This window comes from Janthinobacterium sp. P210005 (assembly GCF_036231865.1).
GTDB lineage: Bacteria > Pseudomonadota > Gammaproteobacteria > Burkholderiales > Burkholderiaceae_D > Janthinobacterium > Janthinobacterium kumbetense.
The window spans coordinates 232,645-257,218 of sequence record NZ_JAZARC010000006.1 but is presented as its reverse complement, the minus strand read 5'-3'; the positions used below and the strand labels follow the sequence as shown (position 1 = coordinate 257,218).

Annotated in this window: 18 protein-coding genes and 1 pseudogene; 11 read left to right on the top strand and 8 right to left on the bottom strand. The window is 66.5% G+C overall.

Annotated elements, in window-relative coordinates; all coding sequences use genetic code 11:
• Positions 1 to 32 precede the first annotated feature (32 nt).
• Positions 33 to 1,664: an alpha-D-glucose phosphate-specific phosphoglucomutase gene (locus VPH40_RS23020; protein WP_328574613.1), complete on the bottom strand. Its 1,632-nt coding sequence runs from the start codon at positions 1,662 to 1,664 to the stop codon at positions 33 to 35.
• A gap of 168 nt (positions 1,665 to 1,832) precedes the next feature.
• Here VPH40_RS23020 and VPH40_RS23015 point away from each other — a divergent pair, with 168 nt between their 5' ends.
• The 10 genes from VPH40_RS23015 to VPH40_RS22970 all read left to right on the top strand — a co-directional run bounded on the left by VPH40_RS23015 (position 1,833) and on the right by VPH40_RS22970 (position 13,494).
• Complete coding sequence (locus tag VPH40_RS23015; protein WP_180278703.1) at positions 1,833 to 2,318, top strand: sigma-70 family RNA polymerase sigma factor; 486 nt, start codon at positions 1,833 to 1,835, stop codon at positions 2,316 to 2,318.
• A complete protein-coding gene (locus VPH40_RS23010) occupies positions 2,318 to 3,418 on the top strand; it encodes a FecR family protein (protein ID WP_328574612.1) in 1,101 nt (366 codons plus the stop codon). Before VPH40_RS23015 ends, VPH40_RS23010 begins: the two co-directional genes overlap by 1 nt.
• Before the next feature lie 91 nt (positions 3,419 to 3,509).
• Positions 3,510 to 5,906 (top strand): TonB-dependent siderophore receptor, encoded by a 2,397-nt coding sequence (locus VPH40_RS23005; RefSeq protein ID WP_328574611.1) that lies wholly within the window; start codon positions 3,510 to 3,512, stop codon positions 5,904 to 5,906.
• Positions 5,907 to 6,282: 376 nt separating this feature from the next.
• A complete protein-coding gene (locus VPH40_RS23000; protein ID WP_305062623.1) occupies positions 6,283 to 7,026 on the top strand; it encodes a DUF4198 domain-containing protein in 744 nt (247 codons plus the stop codon).
• Positions 7,027 to 7,028: 2 nt separating this feature from the next.
• Entirely contained in the window at positions 7,029 to 7,367 is a 339-nt protein-coding gene (locus VPH40_RS22995) for a DUF3649 domain-containing protein (RefSeq protein ID WP_251350631.1), read from the top strand.
• The gene (locus VPH40_RS22990) at positions 7,364 to 8,998 is read left to right on the top strand and encodes a PepSY-associated TM helix domain-containing protein (RefSeq protein WP_328574610.1); all 1,635 of its coding nucleotides are present in this window, start codon (positions 7,364 to 7,366) and stop codon (positions 8,996 to 8,998) included. Before VPH40_RS22995 ends, VPH40_RS22990 begins: the two co-directional genes overlap by 4 nt.
• A complete protein-coding gene (locus VPH40_RS22985) occupies positions 8,998 to 9,351 on the top strand; it encodes a DUF3325 domain-containing protein (protein ID WP_328574683.1) in 354 nt (117 codons plus the stop codon). Before VPH40_RS22990 ends, VPH40_RS22985 begins: the two co-directional genes overlap by 1 nt.
• A gap of 122 nt (positions 9,352 to 9,473) precedes the next feature.
• On the top strand, positions 9,474 to 10,016 hold the full coding sequence (locus VPH40_RS22980; protein ID WP_099666753.1) for a sigma-70 family RNA polymerase sigma factor: 543 nt from the start codon (positions 9,474 to 9,476) through the stop codon (positions 10,014 to 10,016).
• A complete protein-coding gene (locus tag VPH40_RS22975; RefSeq protein WP_328574609.1) occupies positions 10,013 to 10,966 on the top strand; it encodes a FecR domain-containing protein in 954 nt (317 codons plus the stop codon). The genes VPH40_RS22980 and VPH40_RS22975 overlap by 4 nt, the downstream gene beginning before the upstream one ends.
• A gap of 77 nt (positions 10,967 to 11,043) precedes the next feature.
• Positions 11,044 to 13,494: a TonB-dependent siderophore receptor gene (locus VPH40_RS22970; RefSeq protein WP_328574608.1), complete on the top strand. Its 2,451-nt coding sequence runs from the start codon at positions 11,044 to 11,046 to the stop codon at positions 13,492 to 13,494.
• On the opposite strand, the gene VPH40_RS22965 is transcribed toward VPH40_RS22970, so the two are convergent.
• A complete protein-coding gene (locus tag VPH40_RS22965; RefSeq protein ID WP_077408092.1) occupies positions 13,485 to 15,299 on the bottom strand; it encodes a putative bifunctional diguanylate cyclase/phosphodiesterase in 1,815 nt (604 codons plus the stop codon). The genes VPH40_RS22970 and VPH40_RS22965 overlap by 10 nt on opposite strands.
• A gap of 458 nt (positions 15,300 to 15,757) precedes the next feature.
• On the opposite strand from VPH40_RS22965, the gene VPH40_RS22960 reads away from it, so the two are divergent.
• The gene (locus tag VPH40_RS22960) at positions 15,758 to 17,872 is read left to right on the top strand and encodes a TonB-dependent siderophore receptor (protein WP_328574607.1); all 2,115 of its coding nucleotides are present in this window, start codon (positions 15,758 to 15,760) and stop codon (positions 17,870 to 17,872) included.
• Here VPH40_RS22960 and VPH40_RS22955 read toward each other — a convergent pair.
• From VPH40_RS22955 to VPH40_RS22930, 6 genes and pseudogenes are all read right to left on the bottom strand, one after another.
• On the bottom strand, positions 17,869 to 19,494 hold the full coding sequence (locus VPH40_RS22955; protein ID WP_328574606.1) for a methyl-accepting chemotaxis protein: 1,626 nt from the start codon (positions 19,492 to 19,494) through the stop codon (positions 17,869 to 17,871). The two genes, VPH40_RS22960 and VPH40_RS22955, sit on opposite strands and share 4 nt — an antisense overlap.
• A gap of 229 nt (positions 19,495 to 19,723) precedes the next feature.
• Complete coding sequence (locus VPH40_RS22950; protein WP_328574605.1) at positions 19,724 to 20,296, bottom strand: cytochrome b; 573 nt, start codon at positions 20,294 to 20,296, stop codon at positions 19,724 to 19,726.
• Complete coding sequence (locus VPH40_RS22945) at positions 20,280 to 20,939, bottom strand: TetR/AcrR family transcriptional regulator (protein ID WP_289916947.1); 660 nt, start codon at positions 20,937 to 20,939, stop codon at positions 20,280 to 20,282. The genes VPH40_RS22950 and VPH40_RS22945 overlap by 17 nt, the downstream gene beginning before the upstream one ends.
• Before the next feature lie 85 nt (positions 20,940 to 21,024).
• Positions 21,025 to 22,494 (bottom strand): xylulokinase, encoded by a 1,470-nt coding sequence (gene xylB / locus VPH40_RS22940; RefSeq protein WP_328574604.1) that lies wholly within the window; start codon positions 22,492 to 22,494, stop codon positions 21,025 to 21,027.
• 17 nt (positions 22,495 to 22,511) lie between these two features.
• On the bottom strand, positions 22,512 to 23,402 hold the full coding sequence (locus VPH40_RS22935) for an AraC family transcriptional regulator (protein ID WP_152250393.1): 891 nt from the start codon (positions 23,400 to 23,402) through the stop codon (positions 22,512 to 22,514).
• Between the two features lie 55 nt (positions 23,403 to 23,457).
• A pseudogene (locus VPH40_RS22930) lies at positions 23,458 to 24,573 on the bottom strand (ABC transporter ATP-binding protein); the annotation flags it as partial.
• Between the last annotated feature and the right edge of the window lies 1 nt (position 24,574).

Genomic DNA, 24,574 nt, shown 5'->3' with positions numbered 1-24,574 from the left:
ACGCAAAAAGGGCGCCCTCGGGCGCCCTTTTTTTACGTCGTCACCGTCGGCCCATCGCGCCCCGTGCGCGAGCGGATCTGCGCCACTGTTTCCGCCACGGCGATCAGCCCCGCCAGCGCTTGCTGGGTCGGCAAGTCATGCTGCGCCGGATCGGCTGCGTAGCGCTCCAGGTACAGGCGCAGGGTGGCGCCTTCGGTACCCGTGCCGGACAGGCGCAGCACGATGCGCGCGCCGTCCGTCATGATGATGCGGATGCCCTGCTGCGTCGCCACCGAGCCGTCGACGGGGTCCGTGTAGCTGAAATCGTCGGCCAGCGCCACCGTGTAGCCGCCCAGCGCCTGGCCCGGCAAGGCGGCCAGCTGGCCGCGCACGGCCTGCATCAGCTGCGCCGCGCCGGCGCTGTCGATGTCTTCGTAATCGTGGCGCGAATAATAATTGCGGCCATGGGTCGCCCAGTGGGCGCGCACGATCTCTTCCACCGATTGCTTTTTCTCAGCCAGCAGGTTGAGCCAGAACAGCACGGCCCACAGGCCATCCTTTTCGCGCACGTGGTTCGAGCCCGTGCCGTAGCTTTCTTCGCCGCACAGGGTGGCCAGGCCCGCGTCGAGCAGGGTGCCGAAGAACTTCCATCCCGTCGGCGTCTCGTAGCACGGTATGCCCAGCGCGCTGGCGACCCGGTCGGCCGCGCCCGACGTGGGCATGGAGCGGGCGATGCCTTTCAGCCCGGCGCGGTAGCCGGGCGCCACGGTGGCGTTGGCGGCCAGGATGGCCAGGCTGTCCGAGGGCGTCACGTCGAAGCGGCGGCCGACGATCATGTTGCGGTCGCCGTCGCCATCCGAGGCGGCGCCGAAGTCGGGCCCATCGTCGGCCGCCATGATGGCGATCAATTCCTGCGCGTTGACGGGATTCGGGTCCGGGTGGCCGCCGCCGAAGTCTTCCAGGGGCACGCCGTTGATGACGCTGCCCTTGGGCGCGCCCAGCATGCCTTCCAGGATGGCCGTCGCATACGGGCCGGAAACGGCGTGCATGCCGTCAAAGCAGATGCGCAAGCCGCCCGCGAACAGGGCGCGGATGGCGTCGAAGTTGAACAGCTGCTGCATCAGTTCCGCGTAATCGAGCACCGGATCGATCACCTCGACCGTCATCTGCTCGATGCGCACCACTCCCAGGGTATCGAGGTCGATGTCGGCAGCGTCGCTGATGCGGTATTCGGTGATCGTTTGCGTGCGCGCAAACATGGCCTCGGTGACTTTTTCGGGCGCCGGGCCGCCATTGGCGATGTTGTACTTGATGCCGAAATCGCCATCGGGGCCGCCCGGGTTATGGCTGGCCGACAGGATCAGGCCGCCGCTGGCGCCATGCTTGCGGATCACGCAGCTGACGGCCGGCGTCGACAGGATGCCGCCTTGCCCCAGCAGCACGCGCGCGTAGCCGTGCGCGGCCGCCATGCGCAGCACCGTCTGGATGGCCGCGCGGTTGTAATAACGGCCGTCGCCGCCCAGCACCAGGGTCTGGCCGCGGCAGTCGCCCAGCGTGTCAAAAACGCTCTGCACGAAATTTTCCAGGTATTGCGGTGCGCTGAAGACAGCCACCTTCTTGCGCAAGCCCGAAGTGCCGGGCCGCTGGCCGGCTATCGGCGCCGTATTGATGATTTGTATAGCCATCTTGCCTCCATATTAACTTCCCATGTTAACGCATGCCAGGCAAGCGGCAAAGCGTTGTACATCTGCCACGGTGCGCCAAGCCGCTTAGCACCACATCCCGGCATGACATATAATGAGAATCATTCTCATATGCGGCATTCCTGGCTGCGGACTCATACATCGGACGCCGTGGTTGCACGCTATTACCAAGAACTGTTGAACTTTTGCTGGCGCAGCTTGCGCAACCGCGAGGCCGCTGCCGACCTGGTGCAGGAAAGCTATGCGCGCGTGCTGGGTGAAGCGGCCGTGCGCGAACCGCGCGCGCTGCTGTACCGCACGGCGCGCAACTTGCTGATCGACAAGCACCGCCGCGCCGCCTTGCGCCAGCACGAGGAGCTCGACGCCCTGCCGGAGTCCGCGCATCCGGCCGCCCCCCGTCATCTGCAGCCGGAGCAGGCGCTGGAAAGCAGCCAGGACTGGCAAGCCTGCGTGGCCGCCATCGACGCCTTGCCGCCCCGCTGCCGCGACGCCTTCGTGCTGCACGTGTTCGAGGAATTGCCGCACGCGCAAATCGCCGCGCGCATGGGCATTTCCGTGAGCATGGTGGAAAAACATATCGCGCGCGGCATGCTCAGTTGCCAGGCGCAGTTGCATTCTTTGCGGGAAGCCACATAATGGCGCCCATGACCGCCCACTCGCCCCGCCATGATTTCGGCCCCTCTGCCCAGGAGCAGGCGGACTTGCGCGAGTACGCCGACTTTGCCGCCACGCAAGATGGCGTGGCGCTGGCGGCCGCCACCTGGTTCAGCCGGCACGGCAACCTTGATGCGCAACAACAGGCCGAGTTTGCCGCCTGGCTGGCGGCCGATCCGGCCCATGCCGAAGCCTATGCGCAACTGCAAAGCACGCACCGCGTGGCGCGCCGGATTCCCCCGCAGGTCGCCGCGCGCTGGGCGGTGCCCCCGGCGGCGCCAGCGCCATTGCCCCGCCGCCCGTTTCTGCGCTCCCTGCGCGCGCTGCCGTATGCGGCCGCCGCCATGCTGCTGCTGAGCGTGGGCGCGGGCGGCTACCAGTGGTGGCAACAGCAAGCCGTATTCAGCCAGTCGTATGCCACCGTGCGCGGCCAGCGCCTGGCCGTCGCGCTGCCCGACGGCAGCAAGCTGCAGCTCGATACGGCCACGCAGCTGCACGTCACCCTGTACCGCCAGCGGCGCGAAGTATGCTTGGCGCACGGCGAAGCGCTGTTCCAGGTGCAATCGAAGCAGGGCCAGCCCTTCGACGTGCTCAGCGGTCCCCTGACAGTGACGGTGGTGGGCACGCAGTTTTCCGTGCGCAATACCCTCGAGCACGACGGTAAGCTGCGCGTGGCCGTGCAGCATGGCCAGGTGCGTGTGGCGGGTGCGCGGCAAGACCGGGTCGACCTGCGGGCCGGCCAGGGCGTCAGCAGCGATGCCAGCGGCCGCCTGTCGGCCATCGCCAGCCTGGCCCCGGGCAGCGTGGCGTCGTGGCGCGACGGCAGGATCACCTTCGACAATGTGCCGCTGGGCGCGGCGCTGGCCGAGTTCGAACGCTATGGCGACACGGGCTTCGTCGTGCGCGATCCCGCCGTCGCCAGGCTGCGCATCGGCGGCAGCTTCAGCCTGACCCAGCTGGACCGTTTCGCCGCTGCCCTGCCGCAGCTCTTGCCCGTGCAGATCGTCCGCAACGGCACCGTCAGCACCATCGGCATGGCGCCGAAAGCCGCCGCGCAGGCGCCGGCCATGCAACTGCAATAAATGAAAACAATTCGCATTCGCAGGTGAGGATTTTCTCCGCTGCTGCGTCTACCAAGTTAATCGACAATAAATTAACCTGGAGAAATGCAACATGTGGTCCCCCCGCCTCAATCTGACACCCGCTCCCCTCGCCCTGGCCGCCATGCTGGCATTGGGCAACATCCCCCTGGCACAGGCGCAAACCTTGTCCCCCGTCAAACTGGCCATCGCCGCCCAGCCGCTGGGGCAAGCCCTGAATGAGCTGGCGCGGCAAGCCAATCTGCAACTGCTGTTTGCGCCGGAACTGGTGGCCGGCAAGACGGCGCCCGCCGTCAGTGGCACCCTCAGCGTGGCCGACAGCCTGGAGCGTCTGCTGGCCGGCAGCGGCCTGACGGCTGCCATCGACGGCAGCAGCGTCATCATCCGCCCGGCGCCCGCCGCCACGGGCAAGGTGGCGACCCTGGCGGAAATCACCGTCAGCGCGCGCCAGGACGCGACCATCGATACCGAGCTGACGAAGTCGTATGCGGCGCAAGCGGTGAGCATCGGCAAGGGCCGGCAAAGCCTGCGCGACATTCCCCAGTCCGTCTCCGTGCTGACGCGCCAGCAGCTGAACGACCAGAATTTGCTGAGCCTGGACGACGCCATGCGCGGCGTGACGGGCATCACCGTCGAAGCGAGCAGCACGGGCGGTAACCACGGCAATTTTTACTCGCGCGGCCATGCGCTTGACTCGGTACAGGTCGATGGCGTGATGACGCCCGCCAGCACGGGCAACGACCTGTCGGCCGGCTACGGCCTGGCCATCTATGACCGGGTGGAAGTGCTGCGCGGGCCGGCCGGCCTGTTCCAGGGCGCGGGCGACCCTGGCGGCACCATCAACCTTGTGCGCAAGCGGGCGCGCGACACCTTCGCCGCCAGCGGCGTGCTCAGCGCGGGTTCCTGGGACCGCTACTATGCGGAAGCGGACGTGACGGGCCCCCTGAGCGCGGACGGCAAGGTGCGCGGCCGCCTGGTGGCCGCGTATGAACACCGGCGCTCCTTCGTAGACCATGTGTATGCGGGAAAACCGCTGCTGTACGGCACCGTGGCCATCGACCTGGCGCCGGGCACCGTGCTGACGGGCGGCGTCACCTGGCAGGAATACAAGGGCCGTCCCGCCTTCGGCCTGCCCGCCTATGAAGACGGACGCCTGCTCGACGTGCCCCGCTCCACCTACCTGGACCCGGCCTGGAACCACATCACGGAAAAGGTCACGGAATATTTTGCCGAACTCGATCACAAGCTGGACAACGGCGGCCAGTTCAAGGTGACCGCCCTGTCCCGCGAACAGGACGAACCATCGCGCCGTTTCGGCTGGTCCGATTGTTCGGCAGACCCTGTCACGGGCGACAGCTGCCTGAAAACCTGGAGCTACCGCAGCCACTGGAAGACGCAGGGACTCGATGCTTACCTGGCCACGCCCTTCCAGGCGTTCGGCCGCAGCCACGACCTGATCGTGGGCGCCGACTACCGCCAGGTGCACAAGAATTTCCGCTACGGCGGCGGCAAGGTCACCCCGATCAACATCTACCATCCGGATAACAATATCCCCCAGGCCAGTTACACTTTTACTGACGGTAACGACAACCGCACCAAACAGTTCGGCCTGTACGCGCGCACCCGCCTGCAGGCAACGGACCGGCTGGCCGTCAACCTGGGCGGGCGCCTGACGCACTGGGACAACCATGCCGTCAACCGCAATACGTATTTCAACCAGGTCACCGACGTCAGCAACACCATCAGGGCCAAGTTCACGCCGTACGCGGGCCTGGTCTATGAGCTCGACAAGCAGGTGTCGGCCTACGGCAGCTACACGCGCATCTTCTCGCCCCAGACCACCACGGACGCAGCAGGCCAAACCCTGAAGCCGCGCACGGGCCAGCAATTCGAACTGGGCTTGAAGGCGGAGCTGTTCGACAAGAACGTCAATGCGCATGCGGCCCTGTTCCGCATGGAAGACGAGAACCGCGACATGCCCGATCCGGCCAATCCGCTGTTTTCCATCGGCGCCGGCAAGATGCGCAGCCAGGGCCTGGAAGCCGAGCTGAGCGGCAGCCCCCTGCCGGGCTGGAACATCACGAGCGGCTATTCCTACACCAGCACGCGCACCCTCGAAGGCAGCGATGACCAGAAAGCGCAACTGTATTCCTTCATCGCGCCACGCCACAACTTCAACCTGTGGACCAATTACCGGCTCGCCGGCGCGCTCGACAAGATCAGCGTGGGCGGCGGCTTGCGCAGCGTCAGCAGCATGTACCGCCTGAACGGGCCCGTGAAATTCGAACAGGGCCCCGTCACCACAGTGGGCTTGCAGGCGGGCTACCGCCTCAGTCCCACGCTGGAGCTGTCGTTGACGGTGAACAACATGTTCGACAAAAAATACTACACGCGCGTGTGGGCCGCGTATGGTTCCAACTTCTATGGCGAACCGCGCAACGCCATGCTGACCCTGCGCGGCCAGCTGTAAACTCGCGCTCCCGCGCACGCACGGCCGCCGCGTCACTGCGGTGGCCGTGCGCGTTTACAACATCACACTCTTGCATGTCTCGCAACCTCGCACTATAATAAGAATAGTTCTCATTCACATTTGGATTCCGTTCGGAGTCTGCATCTCGCATGTCCTGCCTGCCATCGACCGGCCAGGACGGCATGGCCGATGCGCAGCTGGATGACACGCTGCGCCAGCCAGGCATCCCTGCCAAGCAAGCCTTCCCATATCCATAACGCAAAAAGGTCGTTTCATGGCGCGAGCACGTTCGCTGGCCGGCGCTGCCGCCGCCACTTTCCGGTACTTTGCACCGCTGCGACAACCACGTTTCTCACCACAAACTAAGGCATACACCATGCACCTCACTTCCATCGCGCGCCTCGGCGCCCTCGCCGCCCTGCTGGGCGCGGCCCTCGTTTCCGGCACGGCCAGCGCGCACCAGATCTGGCTGCAGCAGGACGGCAAGGCGGCCAGCGTGTACTTCGGAGAATTCGGCGACAACCTGCGCGAAGCCTCGCCCGGCTTGCTGGACAAGTTCAGCATCAAGAACGTGACGTGGGTGTCCGCCAAGGGCGCGCAGCCGTTGCAGGCGAGCAAGACGGCCGGCGCGTTCATCCTGAATGGCAAGGTGGGCGCCGGCGAAAGCATCATCGTCGAGGAAGACAACTACCCGTCGTGGGAAGAGAAAAAGGATGGCAAGGCCACGCGCACCGTGTGGGTCCCGGCCGCGCGCCTGGTCGCCGACGGCAAGGCGCAAGCGCCCGCGCTGACCCTGGACCTGGTGCCGACCGGCAAACCAGGCCAGTTCCAGGTCAGCTACCAGGGCAAGCCGCTGGCGCAAGCCAAGGTCAACGCCGTGGTGCAGTCGGGCTGGGGCAAGGAAGCGTGGAGCGATGCGCAAGGCCTGGTCAGCTTCCCGCTGCCATGGAAGGGCACCTATGTGCTGGAAGTGCAGCACACGGACAAGACGGCCGGCCAGCGCGGCGCGCAAGCCTATGACAAGGCCATGTTCGTGACGACCCTGAGCCTGGTGCAGCCGCAAGGCGTGACGCCGCTGCCGGCCGGCCCGGCCCTGCCACCGAGCAAGGATCACGACTGACCATGCAAGCGCCAGCCACCACTGAAAAAATGCCGCGCCTGCGGCTCTCCGCCGGGGCCGTGTACCGCCTCGGCGTGGCTTCGCGCAGCGTGGCGGCCATCGTCGGCGGCTACGTGCTGGCCGCGCTGGTCACCATGCTGCTGTCGGTGAGCCTGCCCATGGCCCGCTCCGAAGCCGTCATGACAGCCACCCTGCTGTCGTTTGCCATCTATACCTGCGCCGTGATGTGGGTCTTCGCCACGCGCAGCGCCCTGCGCGCCTGGCTGGGCCTTCTGATTCCCGCCGCCGTCATCGCCGCCATCCTGCAGTGGATGGACGCACTATCCTGGAGTCTCGCATGAAAGAAGGTTTCCGCCAGTCGATGGCATGGCTGCACACCTGGTCCGGCCTGCTCGTCTGCTGGATCTTGCTGCTGGTGTTTTGCGCCGGCACGGCCAGCTACTACCGCAATGAAATCACCCTGTGGATGCAGCCCGAGCTGCATGGCGCCGCCGCCAGCGAAGTGACGACGGAAGTGGCGGCCAAGGTCGCGCAACAGGCGATGCAGGAGCGGGCCACGGGCGCCACGCGCTGGTTCATCAGCCTGCCCGGCGAGCGCAATCCCGCCACGCAGCTGGGCTGGAGCAAACCGTCGCAACCGGGCGAAAAGAAACGCGGACGGCGCGGCAATTTTCATAGCGAAAAGGCCGACCCGGCCACGGGCGAAGTGCTGTCCAAGCCGCGCGAGACGCGGGGCGGCGAATTCCTCTACCGCCTGCATTTCGACCTGCACTACATGTCCGCCATCTGGGGCCGCTGGATCGTGGGCTTCTGCGCCATGTTCATGTTCGTCTCCATCATCAGCGGCATCGTCACGCACAAGCGCATCTTCAAGGACCTGTTCACCTTCCGGCCGAAGAAGGGCCAGCGCTCGTGGCTGGACGCGCACAACGTGACGGCCGTGCTGGCCCTGCCCTACCACATTATGATCACCTACACGGGCCTCGTCACCCTGATGTTCCTGTACATGCCGTCCGGTGCCACGGCCGCCTACAAGGGCGACCAGGATGCCTTCTTTGCCGAAGCCTTCCCGGGCCGCTCGGACGAGCGCAAGGCGACCGGCGTGGCCGCGCCGCTGACGCCGTTCGCGCCCCTCGTGCGCCAGGCGGAACAGCACTGGGGCGGCGGCAAGGTCGAGCGCATCTCCGTGAATAATCCGGGCGACGCCAACGCCACCGTGACGCTGTCGCGCGCGTCCGGACGCGACATGTCGTCGAAGCAGCCGTCGCTGGAATTCGATGGCGTGTCCGGCAAGCTGCTGGCCACCGACGGCGACGCGCTGCCCGGCGCGGCCGCCACGCACGGCGTCATGTATGGCCTGCACATCGCCCGTTTCGGCGGACCGCTGCTGCGCGCCCTGTTCTTCCTCTCCGGCCTGGCCGGCTGCGCCATGGTGGCCACGGGCGCCTTGCTGTGGGCCGTCAAGACGCGCCAGAAGCAGGCCAAGGCGCTGGCCGCCGGCAAGCGCGCCAGCTTCGGCCTGCGCCTGGTGGAAGCGCTCAACATCGGCGCCATCGCCGGCATCCCGATCGCCTTCGGCGCCTATTTCTGGGCCAACCGCCTGCTGTCGGTGACGATGGAAGACCGGCCGCAGGAGGAAATCGCCTGCTTCTTCGGCGCCTGGGCCCTGGCCGCCATCATCGCCCAGCTGCGCCCGTCGCGCGCCATGTGGCGCATGCAGCTGGCCGCCGGCGCCTTCCTGCTGGCGTCGCTGCCCGTGCTGAACGTCCTCACCACCGAATCGCACCTGGGCGTGACCCTGTTCCTGGGGCGCGGCCCCGTGGCGGTGGCCGCCTTCGACCTGGTGGTGCTGGTGCTGGGCCTGGGCCTCGCGTATGCGGCGTTCAAATTGAAACCGCTGCCCGTGAAAGCGGCCAAGGCACACAAGGCAACGGACGCGGTAAAACCGGCGCAAACGATGGAGGCCGCGTGATGGAACTGTTAGCCAATTTCCTCGTCTTTGCCTTGTGCTACGCAGGCCTGTCCTCGCTGTGCCTGGCGATGGACCGCCACTACGCCGACTTGCACGGGCGCGGCGCCGAACCACCTGCGCCACTGCGCCGCCGCTTGCAATGGGCCGGCTGGCTGGCGCTGGCGGCCGGCCTAGCCTGGGCCATGCACATCGCCGGCGGCGGCTACGGCCTCGTCTACTGGGTCGGCAGCCTGACGGGCTGCGGCTTGCTGCTGATCTGGCTGCTGCCCTACGCGCCGCACCAGGCCATGCGCCTGGCGCGCCTCATCGGCGGCGCGGCCGTGCTGGCCGCCATCGCGCTGGCCGTGTTGTAGCGGGACTGGCTGCGCCGCCACGCGACGGTCATGCGTGGCGACGCAGCAACAGCGGATTGCATCACCTCCGTCATCGCGCTAAAATGAGAATAATTCTTATTTGCATTAAGGTTTTCCCCACCATGCCAGGCAGTCCGTTCGCGCCCTCTCCCCTGCTGCCCACGCAGCTGGAAAACCATTACCGCGCGCACCACGGCTGGCTGGCACACTGGCTGCAGCGGCGCCTGGGCAATGCCTTTGATGCGGCCGACCTGATGCAGGATACCTTCGCGCGCCTGCTGGCCGGCGCCCCGGCACAGCCGCAAACGCCGGCCCTGCGCGCGCCGAAAGCCTACCTGGCCACCGTTGCCAAGCACCTGCTGATCAATCACTTGCGGCGCCAGTCGCTGGAACGGGCGTGGGCCGATGCGCTGGCCGCGCAGCCAGAGCAGCACCAGCCCTCCGTCGAGCAGCGCGCGCAAATCCTGCAGGCGCTGCAAGCGGTCGATGCCATGCTCGACGGACTGAAACCGAAGGTGCGCACCGTCTTCATCCTGGCGCAGATCGAAGGCCATGCCTATGCGGACATCGCCGCGCAACTGGGCATCGGCGAGCGCTCCGTGAAGCGCTACATGGCCGAGGCGCTGACCGAATGCGTGCTGCTGGCGCCGGACCTGCTGCCATGAGCGCGGCCGCGCCACCGCCTCCTCTGCTGTCGCGCAAGGTGGCGCGCCAGGCCGTCGAATGGTATTTGCTGGAGCAGTCGGGCCAGGCCACGCCGGACGACCTGGCCGCCAGTGCGCAGTGGCGCGCGCTCGACCCGGAACACGCGCGCGCCTGGAACAGGGTGCAGCAGGTGAGCCAGACCGCCGGTCTGCTGCCGCCGGAGCTGGCCGTGCCCGTGCTGCGCCGTCCGCAGCGCCGCGTGGCCGTGCAGCTGCTGCTGGCGCTGATGGCGGCGCCCGCCGCCTGGCTGCTGGCGCGCCACGAGATACTGGCCGATTACCGCAGCGGCGTGGGCGAGCGGCGCGACATATCCTTGCCCGATGGCGGCACCCTGGTGCTCAACACGGACAGCGCCGTCGATGTGGCGTATGGCCCCGACGAACGCCGTCTGACCCTGCGCCGCGGCGAAGTGCTGGTGCAGACGCGCCCCGACCACGCGGGCAGCCGCCCGTTCATCGTCGCCACCTGCCATGGGCGCATCCGCGCGCTGGGCACGCGCTTCACCGTGCGCGTCGACGACGGCGGCAGCCGCGTGACGGTGCTCGAACACGCGGTGGAAATCACGCCGCGCGCGCCCTCGGCCACCGTCCGCACGCTCGTGGCGAACCAGCAGGGCCGCTTCGACGCCAGCCACGCCAGCCTGCCCGTGCCAGCGCCGCTGCAAGCCGATGCCTGGGCGCGCGGCATGCTGGCGGCGCAGGACATGCGTCTCGACGCCTTCGCCTTCGAGCTGTCGCGCTACCGCCCCGGCCTGCTGCGCGTGGAACCGCAGGTGGCGGGCTTGCGCCTGTCGGGCGCCTTCCAGCTCGACGACACGGACGCCGTGCTGGACAGCCTGGCGCGCATGCTGCCCGTCGACGTGCTGTACCGCAGCCCGTACTGGGTCACCATCGCGGCCCGCAAAAAATAACTTACAAAATTGGCCCCTTTTTTCACCGCTGCCTGTCCTGTGAGTATTACAACGACACTCACCGGAAAGGCAAGACCATGCACCCTCCTCGTCTGACTCCCCTCGCGCGCGCCATCGGCAGCGCCGTGCTCCTGCTGTCGCTGGCGCAGGCGCCGGCCATGGCAGCCGATGCCGCCGCCGCGTCGGTTGCCGCGCAAACGGCCTTCAACGTGCCGGCGGGCGAGCTGTCCGCCGCCATCGCCAGCTTTGCCATCGAGGCGAAGGTGAGCGTGGGCGCGGCGGCCGAACTGCTGCAAGGCGTGCGCACGCCGGGCCTGAGCGGCAGCTACACGGTGCCGCAGGCGCTGGCCCGCCTGCTGGCCGGCACGGGCCTCGAAGCACTGCCCAGCGGGGAACGCAGCTATGTGCTGCGCAAGTCGGGTGCTGCCTCGCCCGCCGCGCCGATCGCCGCCACCCTGGGCGAAGTGGCCGTCAGCTCCAGCGCCCTGCGCGACGGCACCACGGAAGGCAAGCGCGGCTACGCGGGCCTGACCAGCGCCACGCGCCTGAACCTGTCGCTGCGCGAAACGCCGCAAGCCGTCAGCGTCATCACCCGCCAGCAGATCGAGGACCAGGGCTTGAAAACCCTGCAGGACGTGCTGTTGCAGGCGCCCGGCATCACGGTGGACCATTCGTCGAGCACGCGCGAATACGACCAGGTGTTTTCCCGCGGCTTCGAAGTCACGTCGTACATGTTCGACGGTATCCCGACCAGCAAGAGCCTGGAAGCGCGTACCTACGACATGGCCATCTACGACCGCGTCGAGGTCATCCGCGGCGCGACAGGCCTGATCAGCGGCACGGGCAGCCCGTCGGCCGCCATCAACCTGGTGCGCAAGCGCCCGGGCCGCACGTTTGCCGCCACGGCCGGCGCGCAGCTGGGATCATGGGACCGTTACCGCGTCGAGGGCGATGTCTCGACGCCCCTGACGGCGGACGGCAAGGTACGCGCGCGCCTCGTCGCCGCGCATGAAGACCAGCGCTCGTTCATCGACCGCTACCAGCAGAAAAAGGACGTGCTGTACGCCATCGTCGAAGCGGACCTGTCGCCTTCGACGGTGCTCAGCGCCGGCATCAACTACCAAAAGGAAAAGCTCAAGGGCGCGGGGCGCGAATTCCCCGTGTTCTACGCCGACGGCTCGCAAACCCATTTTCCCCGCTCGATGAACGGCACGGCCGCGTGGAGCACGTATGACCGCGAACAGAACATGCTGTTCGCCACGCTCGACCACTATTTCGACAACGACTGGATCGCCAAGGTGGCCGTCAGCCGCAGCAGCAACCAGTACGACGCCCTGCAGGGTTTTTCCGGCAACGGCTACCCGGACCGCGTGACGGGCGGCGGCATGAAGCTGTGGCTGGCCAACTGGCACAGCAAGCCGCAACAGACCTCGCTCGACGCGTACGTGAGCGGCCCGTTCCAGGCCTTCGGCCGCAAGCATGAACTGGTGCTGGGCGTGAGCGCCTCGGAACTCAAGACGAATGGCCCCATCTACCCGAACTGGCGCCTCGACGGCTACGACTACACGGTGCCGGATATCCACGCCTGGCATGGCGCCATGCCGGTGCCCGACTACAGCGGCACGCGCCTGGGCAGCTCGTACGACAAGGAACGGGAAAGCGGCGTGTATTCGACCCTGCGCCTGCGCCCGACGGACGCGCTGTCGGTGATTGTCGGGGCGCGGCTGTCGTACTGGAAGCGCGACATCCGCAGCGATTATTTCAACGACACGGACCTGTACGACGCCATGCGCGAAAACGGCAAGATCACGCCGTATGCGGGCCTGGTCTACGACCTGGGCCAGCACTGGTCGGCCTACGCCAGCTACACCAGCATCTTCACGCCGCAAAGCCAGCGCGACGTCAACAGCCGCTTCCTGGCGCCGCTAGAAGGCAAGAACTACGAAGTGGGCGCCAAGGGCGAATTCTTCGGCGGCAAGCTCACCACCAGCGCGGCCCTGTTCCAGCTGAAGCAGGAAAACCTGGCCGAAGCCGATCCGGGCAATATCTGGATCATCGGCACGGGCGGCGGCTCCTACGCCTATCACACGGTGAAGGGCGCCACCACGCGCGGCGTCGAGGCGGAAGTATCGGGCCAGCTGCGCCCCGACTGGCAGCTGACGGCCAGCTATGCGTATAGCCGCATCCGCAACGCCGCCGGCGAGCGCATCCAGACCAACCAGCCGCAGAACATGGCCAAGCTGTGGACCACATGGCGCCTGACGCAGGGCGTGCCTGGCCTGGTGCTGGGCGGCGGCGTGAACTGGCAGAGCGATATCTACATGGATGACCGCGGGCCGAACGGCGAACACTTCACGCAGAAGGCGTATGCCGTGGCGGGACTGATGGCGCAATACCAGGTCACGCCGCAGCTGATGGCGACCCTGAACGTGAATAACGTCTTCGACAAGAAGTACTACTCGACGGGCATGGGCGGCTACTACGGCGATCCGCGCAACGCCATGCTGTCGCTGCGCTATCAGTTCTGAATGGCTTCACTGCTTTTGAGCAGCACCTCGATGCCCTCGGGCGCCATGGCGCGGCCCAGGAAATAGCCAAACGCCTCGTCGCAGCCCATCTCGGCCAGCAGTTCCAGCTGCTCGCCGCTTTCCACCCCGCCGGCGATGGTGCGCAATCCCAGCGTGCGCGCCATCGCCACGATGGCGCGCACCATGGCGCCGTCGCCGCCCGGCTTGCCCACGTCGTCGACGAAGCACTTTTCGATCTTCACGGCATCCGTGGGAAAACGCTTCAGGTAATTGAGCGAAGCGTCGCCCGTGCCGAAATCGCTGATGGCGATCGCCATGCCCAGCTGGCGGAACTGGCGCAATATCAGTTCGCAGTTCTGGTTGCGGTCGATCAGGATGCCGGCGGCGATTTCCAGCTCGATGCAATGCCCCGGCACGCCGGCCGCCTCCAGCGCGGCGGCGAAATTGCGCGCGATGTCGCGCTGGTAGAACTGGCGCGCCGACAGGCTGACGGACACCGTCAGCATCTGCCCCTGCGCGATCCACCTGCGCGCCTGCTCCACCGCCGTGGCCATCACCCACGCTCCCACCGGCAGGATCAGGGCGATTTCCTCCAGTACCGGCAAAAAGTCGAGCGGCATCATCAGGCCCAGCTCCGGGTGCTTCCAGCGCAGCAGCGCCTTCACGCCCGTGATCGTGCGCGTCTTCAAGTCCATACGCGGCTGGTAGAACAGGGCGAATTCATTGCGTTCGAGCGCGTGGCGCAAGGCCGTCTCGAGGATGGTGCGCGAATACGATTGCGTCTGCATGCGCGGCGCGTAGCGCAGGCAGGTGCCGGGCGCGTGGCGCTTGGCCGCATACATGGCCAGGTCGGCCTTTTCGATCAGCGCATTGACGTCGTCGTCATCGTCCGGGTACAGGGCCACGCCCACGCTGGCCGCCACCGACAGGCTGTATTCGCCGATGACGAAGGGGGCGGCGATGGCGCCGACGATTTTCTCGGCCACCCGCTCGGCATCGTGCGCCGTGCGCAATTCCGTCAGCAGGATGATGAATTCGTCGCCGCCCTGGCGCGCCACCGTGTCGACCTTGCGCACGCACTGCTGCACCCGGCGCGCGAACTCCGTCAGCACCTGGTCGCCCACGTCGTGCCCCAGGCTGTCGTTGATGGATTTGAAGCGGTCGATATCGACGAACAGCACCGCCAGCAACGCCTGGTGGCGGCGCGCGTAGGCGATGCCGTGCTCGAAGCGGATCTGGAAATGCAGCCGGTTCGGCAAGCCCGTCAAACCGTCGTGGTGGGCGATGAATTCCAGCTGCTGCTCGGCACGCCGGCGCGCCGACACATCGTGCAGCAGCAGCACCGCGCCGCCCTGCGCCAGCGGCGCGCAGCTGTACTGCACGTCGATGCGCTTGCCGTCGAGGTGGCGCAGCAGCACGGCGCCGCGCGCCACTTCCAGCACTTCCTGCTGCGCCACACAATCGCGCACCTGGCGCGCCGCATCGATGGGCGTGCCGTCATGGAACAGCGGCAGCAACTGCGTCACGGGCTGGCCCAGGCCATCGTCGCCTAACAGCCCACCCATGGCGCTGGCGCGGGGATTCAGGTAGCGCACCACGCCAGCGTGGTCGGTGCCGACGACGGCCGCAGGCAAGGCGTGCAGCAGCGCCAGCGCATCTGCCATGCGCTGCGCCTGCGCCGCCTGCAGCACCACGCCTGTCGCATGGCGCAGGCGCCACGTGCGCGCCGCCTGCCACTGGCAGGCCAGCAGCACGCTCAGCATCACGGCCAGGGTCAGGCACAGCGCCAGCAGCAGCGTCGTCATGCGTCACCCGGCAGGCAAGAGGTGGAAGACATGCTTTTCCTTTGCAACGCGCGCCATGCGGCCGGGCGCGGAACCATGCGGAAAGGAAATAATATAAGAATTCCGGCGCGATATTTGCCTGATCGGGCGCCGCTTGACTGGTGTCAATCACGGTGGGGCGTGATCACTGTTGCAATCCTCCCACAGACAATCTCACCAATTATTGCAACAATTGCTGCGCAACACTAAAATGAGAATGATTCTCATTCTTGGGAGTCAACTCCATTCATCTGAGTCCCTGCGCCCACGCCAGGACCGCAGCGGCATGGCCAGGCAAGCCAGGCGCAACACTCCCCCAGCGACGCATATTTTGAAACAGGCATCCGCCTGCTTCATCCACCACATCATCGCGACACCGGGAGTAATCAATGACAATACACAGCGCACAGCGAAAGGCCGCCGCATTGGCGCCAACCCTCATGGCCGCGGCCATTCTCGGCACCTTGGGTGCACCAGCCCTTGGCCAGACGCAGCAGCAGGAACAGAATCTGCCCGAGGTGCACGTCAACGCGCAGGCTGCCTCGGCCACCACCGAAGGCAGCGGCTCCTACACCAGCGGCAGCATGAACGCGGCCACGCGCCTGAACCTGTCCGTGCGCGAGACGCCGCAATCGGTCAGCGTCGTCACACGCCAGCAAATGGACGACATGAATATCCGCTCGGTCGAGGACATCGCCAATATCACGCCGGGGCTGAGCCTGAACAAGGGCGCCACTGAGCGCGCCAGCTTTTATTCGCGCGGTTTCTCGATCAGCAATTTCACGGAAGACGGCCTGACCATGTCGGCCGACGGCGACACCCTCGGTTTCGCCACCCTGGCCATGTACGACCGCGTCGAAATCCTGCGCGGCGCGGCCGGCATGCTCAATGGCGTGGGCAACCCGTCGGGCACCATGAATTTCGTGCGCAAGCGCCCCACGGCGCAGAACGAGGTGTCGCTCACGGGCAGCATCGGCCGCTACAACGACTACCGCGGCGAAGTCGATGCGCGCGGCGCACTGAACCAGGCGGGCAGCCTGCGCGGACGCGCCGTGGCCGCCTACCAGGATACCGACACGTTCATCTCGAACTACCGCCACAAGCGCGCCCTGCTCTACGCCACCGCCGATGCCGACCTGTCGCGCGACACGACCCTGAGCGTGGGCTTTCACGTCAACGACGAGCGCAATCCCGGCTCCACGTGGTACGGCTTGCCAACGGCGCTCGACGGCAGTTTCCTGCCGCTCGACCGCTCGGCCAGCAACGCGCCCGACTGGACCTTCTGGAACAAGAAAAACACGCGCCTGTTCGCCGAACTCGAACACCGGCTGGGCGACGGCTGGAAGGTCAAACTGGCGGCGCAGGCGCTGCAGGACGAACTCGACTCCGTCGTCACGGGCATCGCCCGCGTGCCGAAGACAAATCTGTTCCGCCTCAGCGCGGCCAACGCCTTTGTCTACGACCGCCAGCAGCGCATAGTCGATGCGCAGGCAGCCGGTCCTTTCAGCCTGCTGGGCCGCCGCCATGAAATCGTCTTCGGCGCCAACTACCGCACGCGCGATACCGAGGACAAGGGCTACAAGTCGGTGCCCGACTACAGCTACACCTTCAACCCCGTGCGCTGGGATACGGGCGCGCCCGTGAAACCCGCGATCGGCACCTTCTATTATGGCCAGGACAGCAAGACGAAGCAGACGGGCGTCTACACGACGGCCCGCTTCAGCCTGGCCGATCCGCTGGCCCTGCTGGTGGGCGGCCGCGTCGACTGGTACGACTATCGCGCCATCAACACGTTTTCGGGCGCGCGCTCCGGCTACAAGGTGAGCCGGGAAGTCACGCCATATGCCGGCTTGGTGTACGACGTCGACGCCCACCATTCGCTGTACGGCAGCTGGACCAGCATCTTCAATCCGCAAAGCGCCGTCGACAGGAATGGCGTGCTGCTCGATCCCGTCACGGGCATCAACATGGAAGCGGGCGTGAAGGGCGAATACTTCGGCGGCGCGCTGAACGCCTCGGCGGCCGTGTTCCGCATCGTGCAAAAGAACCTGGCGACAGCGCTGCCGCTGACGCAGTGCGGTCCCGGCCTGCTGTCTTGCTCCGAGGCGGCCGGTGAAGTGCGCAGCGACGGGTTTGAACTGAGCGTGTCCGGCGCGTTGACGCCGCGCTGGCAGGTCAACGCGGGCTTTACCTACAACACGGCCGAATACGCCAAGGCGCAAGGCAGCAATGCCGTCGGCGCGCGCTATGCGGCCGAGCGCCCCAGCCGCCTGCTGCGCCTGTCCACCAGCTATCGCCTGTCCGATGCGTGGCGCGTCGGCGGCGCGCTACGGGCGCAGAACCAGATCTACAAGACCAACAGCGCCATCCGCCAGGGCGGCTACGCGGTGGCCGACCTGAACGCGGGCTGGCAAGTGAACCGCCAGCTCGACGTGCGCCTGAGCGTGACCAACGTCTTCGACCGCAGCTACTACCAGGCCATCAGCAGCATCGACAGCGGCAATGCATTCGGCGATCCGCGCAGCGCCGTGCTGACGGCGAAGTACACGTTTTAAGCCAGCGCCAGCCGGCCCGGCTTCAGTTCCGGCGTCGACGCCAGCGCCGGCGCCGCATGCAGCTTGAAGATGCTGACGGCGTCGGCCAGGCTGGCCGCCTGCTGCTGCAGCGCGTCCGCGGCGGCGGCGGCCTGCTCCACCAGGGCCGCGTTCTGCTGCGTCACGCCATCCATCTGGCTGATGGCGATGCTGATCTGTTCGATGCCGTCGCGCTGCTCCACGCTGGCCACGGCGATCTCGCCGATGATGGCGTTGACGCGCTGCACGCTGCTCACCACGTCATCCATCGTGCGCCCCGCCTGGCCGGCCAGCACGCTGCCCTCTTCCACCGTGCGCACGGATTCGCCGATCAACTGCTTGATTTCCAGGGCCGCTGCGGCCGAGCGTTGCGCCAGGTTGCGCACTTCCGTCGCCACGACGGCGAAGCCGCGTCCCTGCTCGCCCGCGCGCGCCGCTTCCACGGCCGCATTCAGGGCCAGGATATTCGTCTGGAAGGCGATGCCGTCGATGACGGCGATGATGTCGACGATGCGCTTCGACGAGGCATTGATATGGCTCATGGTCTGCACCACCTGCGCCACGGCCTCGCCGCCGCGCTGCGCCACGTCGGAAGCGCCGCCGGCCAGCTGGCGCGCCTGGTCCGCGTTGTCGTTATTCTGCCGCACGGTGGACGTCAGCTCGATCATCGAGGCGGCCGTTTCTTCCAGCGAACTGGCTTGCTCCTCCGTGCGCGACGACAGGTCCATATTGCCGCTGGCGATTTCAGCGGACGCAGTGGCGATGGCGTCCGTGCCGGCGCGCACCCGTCCCACGATGGCGGCCAGGTTGCCGCTCATCGCTTTCAAGGCGCGCAGCAGGTCGCCGATTTCATCGCGGCTGCCGTCGGCCACCACGGCGCGCAAGTCGCCGGCCGCCACCTGCTGGGCGATGCCGACGGCCGCGCCCAGCGGCACCGTGATGCTGCGGATCAGCCACCACACGGTGACGGAGCCCACGACCAGGGTCACCAGCACGGTGGCCAGCATGGCGATGCTGGCGCTGCGGTGCGCGGCATCATCCTGCTCCTTCATCTGCGCCATCAGGGCGTGCGACTGCTTGCCGATGGCCGTGACGATGGCGTCGATCTGGCGCGTCGGTTCGCGGTCCATGCCCTTGACCAGCGCATCGACGGCCTGCGCGCTGTCGGCGCGCGCGCCGTCATACTTTTGCAGCGCCGCCAGGTAGCTCACGCCCAGCGCGTCGTGCGCCTGCAGCGCCTGCTCCACGGGTGCCGTGTCGAGTTTTAATGCGCCCATCATCGCCTGCAGGCTTTTCAATTCCTTGCGCGTCTGCGCGCCGCTGGCGACAAACGCTTCGCGGTAGCGCTGGAAGGCGGCCGCATCGCCGCCGCGCAGCAGAATGTTTTTCCATTCCTGCACCTGGATCTTGAATTCCACCTGCGCGCTGCGCGCCGCGTCGACCGCTTCCGTCAAGGCGACGGAACGCTGCATGGCGTCCGCGCTGCGCGCACTGGCCGCGTCGAGCGCGCTCCAGCCACGCGCGCCAACGAACACCAGCGCAAGAAAGAAGAAGGCGCCCAACAGACCCAGGCGGACGGAGATTTTCAGATTCGCGAGTTGCATGTGTTTCTCCCGGCGGCAAGAACAGGATGGCAACAAAGGCGCCACCAAAACTATCCAATTCTCACCAAATAGGGAAATCATGGGGCGCGCCCCGTGAAAAACCAAGCAGCGCTTTCGTTAGAGAAACACTTTCAACATAGAAACAACAAATTACAGCGCAAGGTTGACTGGATGGTCATGATTTTCCGTCACCGTCATGGTCATCCGGGCAAGCTTGCCCGTACCCGCATCAAGGCAGCATGCGGGTCAGTACATCGTCCTTGCGCACGCGGTGATGGAACACGGCGGCCAGCACATGCAGGCCCACCACGCCCCAGGCTACCCATTTGCCCAGGAAGTGGTGCACGATATCCACCGGCGCCTCGAAGCTTTCCCATGTCACGCCGAAAGTCGTCGCCATCGACTCGAACAGCGCCGTATCGCGAAAGCTGGGCACGGTAAACAGGCCAAAGTCGGTATGCAGGCCCGTGCCCACGTAGCCGGTCAGGGGCAGCACGATCAGCAAGCCATACAGGCCCCAGTGCGCGGCGTGCGCCAGTTTGTGCTCCAGCGCGGAGCCGGGCGGGTCCTGCGGCTGCACGTCGAGCAGCCGCCACGCCAGGCGCGGCAGCACCAGCGCGCCCACCAGTAAGCCCAGCATCCAGTGCACGTTCAATACCGCCAGCGTACCGGGCGCCTCTTCGTCCAGGAACCAGATCACATAGTAGACAACGACATACGCGCCGATAAAGGCGGCGGCGCTGGTCCAGTGAAAGAACTTGGCGAGCGCACCAAAACGGTCGGCGTTATTTTTCCATTGCATGGGGCGGTTCCTGGGAAGTGAAAGCGGATGCGGGGTCGGCCAGCAGGCCGCTGAGCAGCTTGTCGAGGGCGGCCAGCGACATGGCCAGCCGCGCGGGCGGGTCGCCATCGGCTTCGGCGATCCAGAAGGCCGCTTCGGTCACGGCGCCATACAGCATGCGGGCCGTCACGCCAGTATGCGCAGGCAGCGCCACGCCTTCATCGATCAGCCCCTGCAGCGCCGCCTGCAACGCGGCGATGCCGACGCTCTGGTGCGCCTGCGGCACGTCGCCGAACATGGCGCGCGCATCCTGCAGGATGATGCGGCGCAGTTCGGGCACCAGCGCCAGTTCCAGGTAGCCCTGGCAGCGGCGGCGAAACGCTTGCCACGAAGAGGGCGCGGCGTCCGCCATGGCTTGCAGGCGCTCGCCCACTTCGCCCTCGAGCTGATCGATCACGGCAAGCAGCAATTTTTCCTTGCTGCCGAAATGGTGGTACAGCGCGCCGCGGGTCAGGCCGGCGGCGGCCGTGAAATCATCCATCGAGGTATTCGCATACCCCTGCTCGGCGAACGCATGGCGCGCCGCCGCCAGCAGCCGGGCGCGGGTTTCCTCGATCATGCTGCTGCGGCTGCGGCGCGGGGGTGATACGGTGGAGACGGGCATGGTCAGTCCTTTCACATACGTAGCGTATGTGAAAGCATGTTATTGACATACGTTGCGTATGTCAATGCAAAAATACCTGCCGGCGTCAGTGCGCAGCCGCTCCCGCGAACTCCGCGCGCAGCAGCGGATACAGGCGCCGGTAGCGCGCCAGGCGGTCGTCTAGCACGGCGGACGCTTGCGGCGCCACCGTTTCCTGCACGGGCGGGCGCGTGCACACCTGCGCGGGCGGCAAGCCCGTCACCGCCATCTGCGCCAGGCGCGCCGCGCCCATGGTGCCGCCGGCCACGCCATGGTCGTGGCGCAGCACGTCCAGGCCGGACGCATTCGCGCACAGCTGGGCCCAGAAGCGGCTGCGCGAACCGCCGCCCACGAATGACGCTTCCTGCAGCTGCGTGCCGGCGCTGCGCAAGGCTGCGTTGCCGTCGGCCATGGCAAAGGCCACGCCTTCCATCGCGCTGTAGGCCAGCTCGGCGCGCCCGTGTTCCGTCGACAGGCCGAAAAACACGCCGCGCGCGGAGGCGTCGTTGTGCGGCGTGCGTTCGCCGCTCAAATACGGCAGGAAGATGGGTGCCGTGCGCGCCTCGACGTTCTCCGCCAGCCTTGTCAGTTCGCCGATGTCGCCCGACTGCGTCAGCCGCGCCACCCAACTGAGGCTGGAGGCGGCGCTGAGGATCACGCTCATCTGGTGCCAGCGCTCGGGCAGGCAATGGCAGAACGCATGCACGCCCTGGCCCGGATTCGGCGCAAAACCATCGCTGCCCGCGAACAGCACGCCCGAGGTACCCAGCGACAGCAGGCCGGCGCCCGGCTCCACCACGCCCAGGCCCACGGCGGCGGCCGCGTTGTCGCCCGCGCCGCCGGCCAGCAGCACCGGATGCGCGATGCCCCACTCCTGGCACAGGGATGGGCGCACCTGCGCGGCGGCGGCGCTACCTTCGACGAGGCGCGGCATATGCTCGCGCGTCAAGCCAGTAGCGGCCAGCATGCGCTCGGACCAGTCGCGCCTGGCCACGTCCAGCCACAGGGTGCCGGAAGCGTCGGACATGTCGGACACATACTCGCCTGTCAAGCGCAGCGCCACGTAATCCTTCGGCAGCAAGACCTTGGCCGTGGCGCGGAACAGCGACGGTTCGTACTTTTGCAGCCACAGCAGCTTGGGCGCCGTAAAACCCGGCATGGCCTGGTTGCCCGTGATGGCGCGCGACTCGGGCACCAATGCTTCCAGTTCCACGCATTCGGCAAACGCGCGCGTATCGTTCCACAGGATGGCCGCGCGCAGCACGTGCTGCTGCTTGTCGAGCAGGGTGGCGCCATGCATCTGGCCCGACAGGGCGATGCCGCGCAGGCCGGAAAACGCCACCGGCTGCGCGACGCGGATGGCGGCGATGACGTCCAGGGTGGCATGCCACCAATCCTCGGGATTCTGTTCCGACCAGCCGGGATGGGGACTGGAGACGCGCAGGGTCACGCCGGCGCTGGCAAGGATGGCCTGGGCGTCATCGGTGAGGATGGCCTTGACTTCGGAAGTGCCGATATCGATACCGAGATAAGTCATTTGATTCCAAAAGAAAGTTAAGAATGGCCGTCGCCTGACGGCTCGGGCATGTTCATCAGCAGGCAGGAGCGGAATTTCGACGGCGACATCTGCTTGTGGGCCAAAAACTGGCGGTTGAAATTGGAAAGGTTGTTGAATCCAGTGCGGTAGCAGATATCGGTAACCTTCATGTCCGTGTTCATCAGCAGCTCGCAGGCCAGAGCGATGCGCTCCTGGTTCACGTATTGAATGAACGAGGTGCCCGTATGCTTGCGGAAGAAACGCGTGAATTTCAAGGTGTTCATTTCCGCCACGTCGGCCACGTCCTGCTCGCAGAAATCCAGGGTGATGTTCTGCTTGATGTAGGCCAGCACCAGGTTGATGGTGGACGACATGTAGCGCCCCGCCTGCGCCAGGTAGGTGACGCTGGCCAGCGGGCGCCGCTCGCGGCAGTCGCACAGCTCGCCGAACAGGCGCGTAAACAGTTCGACGCGGCGCAAGCCCTGCGCCGTCGTCAATTCCTTCATCAGCGGCACCAGGCGCAGGCCCAGCGCATCGGGAAACTGCAAGCCCCTGCCCGCCTCGGCCAGCAGGGCTTTCAGGGGCGCCATTTCCGGGAACAGCAGCGCGCAACGTTCGATGAAGTCGCTGGAAAACTGCAGCACCAGGTCGCGCTCGGGCAGGACCACGCCTTCCGGCAATTCGCTGACCCAGTTATGCGGCAGGTTCGGCCCTGTCAGGATCAGATTGCCCGCCCCGTAACTGCCGATATGGTCGCCGATAAAAAATTTTCCGCTCGATGTAATGATGAAGTGCAGCTCGTACTCGGGATGAAAATGCCATTTCGCCACGGTGTGCGGAAAGCCGTGCGCCCACGCGCGAAACGATTCGTGGATCGGTTTGTGGATCAGTTCCAGGTCAGGCGTCACGGCAGTTCCCTTGCGCAGTCTCGGTGCCAGCTATTCTAACCACTTACTGACCACTGAGCGCCACGGCCAGCCCGCTGTCGGCGTCGAACAGATGCATGTGCTCTTCATCGAAGGCCAGCGCCAGGGTCTGCCCTACCTGCACCGCACTGTTGGCCGCATTCGCCGGCAGCAGGGCCGACAAGGTCAAGGCGCCGCACTGAAAACTGATCAGCGCTTCCGCGCCCAGCAGCTCGACCAGGTCGACCACGCACGCCAGGCCATGCGTGCCAGCCGGTTCCTGCGTTCGTGCCTGCGCTGGCGCCGCCCGCAAATGATTCGGGCGCAGGCCGAAGACCACGCGCATGCCCGCCGGCAGCGCGGCGAAGCGTGGCGACACCAGGGGCCAGCGGTAGCCGGCGCACACCAGCACCGTTTGTCCGCCCTCCTTTTCGACGACGCCATCGATGAAGTTCATGGCCGGCGTGCCGATGAAGCCGGCCGCGAACAGGGTGCGCGGATGGTTGTACAGTTCCGCCGGCGTGCCGATCTGCTCGATATGCCCGCCTTTCATCAGCACCACCCGGTCGGCCAGGGTCATCGCTTCGAGCTGGTCGTGCGTGACGTACAACGTGGTGGTGCGCAAGCGACGGTGCAAGCGCTTGATGTCGGCACGCAGCTGCGCGCGCAGCTTGGCATCGAGATTCGACAGCGGTTCGTCGAACAGGAACACCTGCGGCGTCTTGATCATGGCGCGCGCAATCGCCGTGCGCTGCTGCTGGCCGCCCGACATGGCGCGTGGCTTGCGATCGAGCAGGCTGTCCAGGCTGAGGATGGCCGCCACCTCGCGCACGCGACGCTCGATCTCGTCGTTCGGCACCTTCAGGCGGCGCAGGCCGAAGGCGATATTGTCGTACACCGTCATGTGCGGATACAGCGCGTAGTTCTGGAATACCATCGCCACGTTGCGCGCGCGGGGCGGCAAGTCGTTAACGACGGCGCCGCCGATCAGCAGCTCGCCGCCGCTGATGTCTTCCAGGCCCGCGATCATGCGCAGCAAGGTCGACTTGCCGCAGCCCGATGGCCCCAGCAGGACGATGAATTCGCCGTCATCGATTTCCAGGTCGAACGGCTGCAGCACGGCCGTCTTCTCGTCATACGTCTTGTGCAGCTGCCTGCAGGCGATATTTGCCATG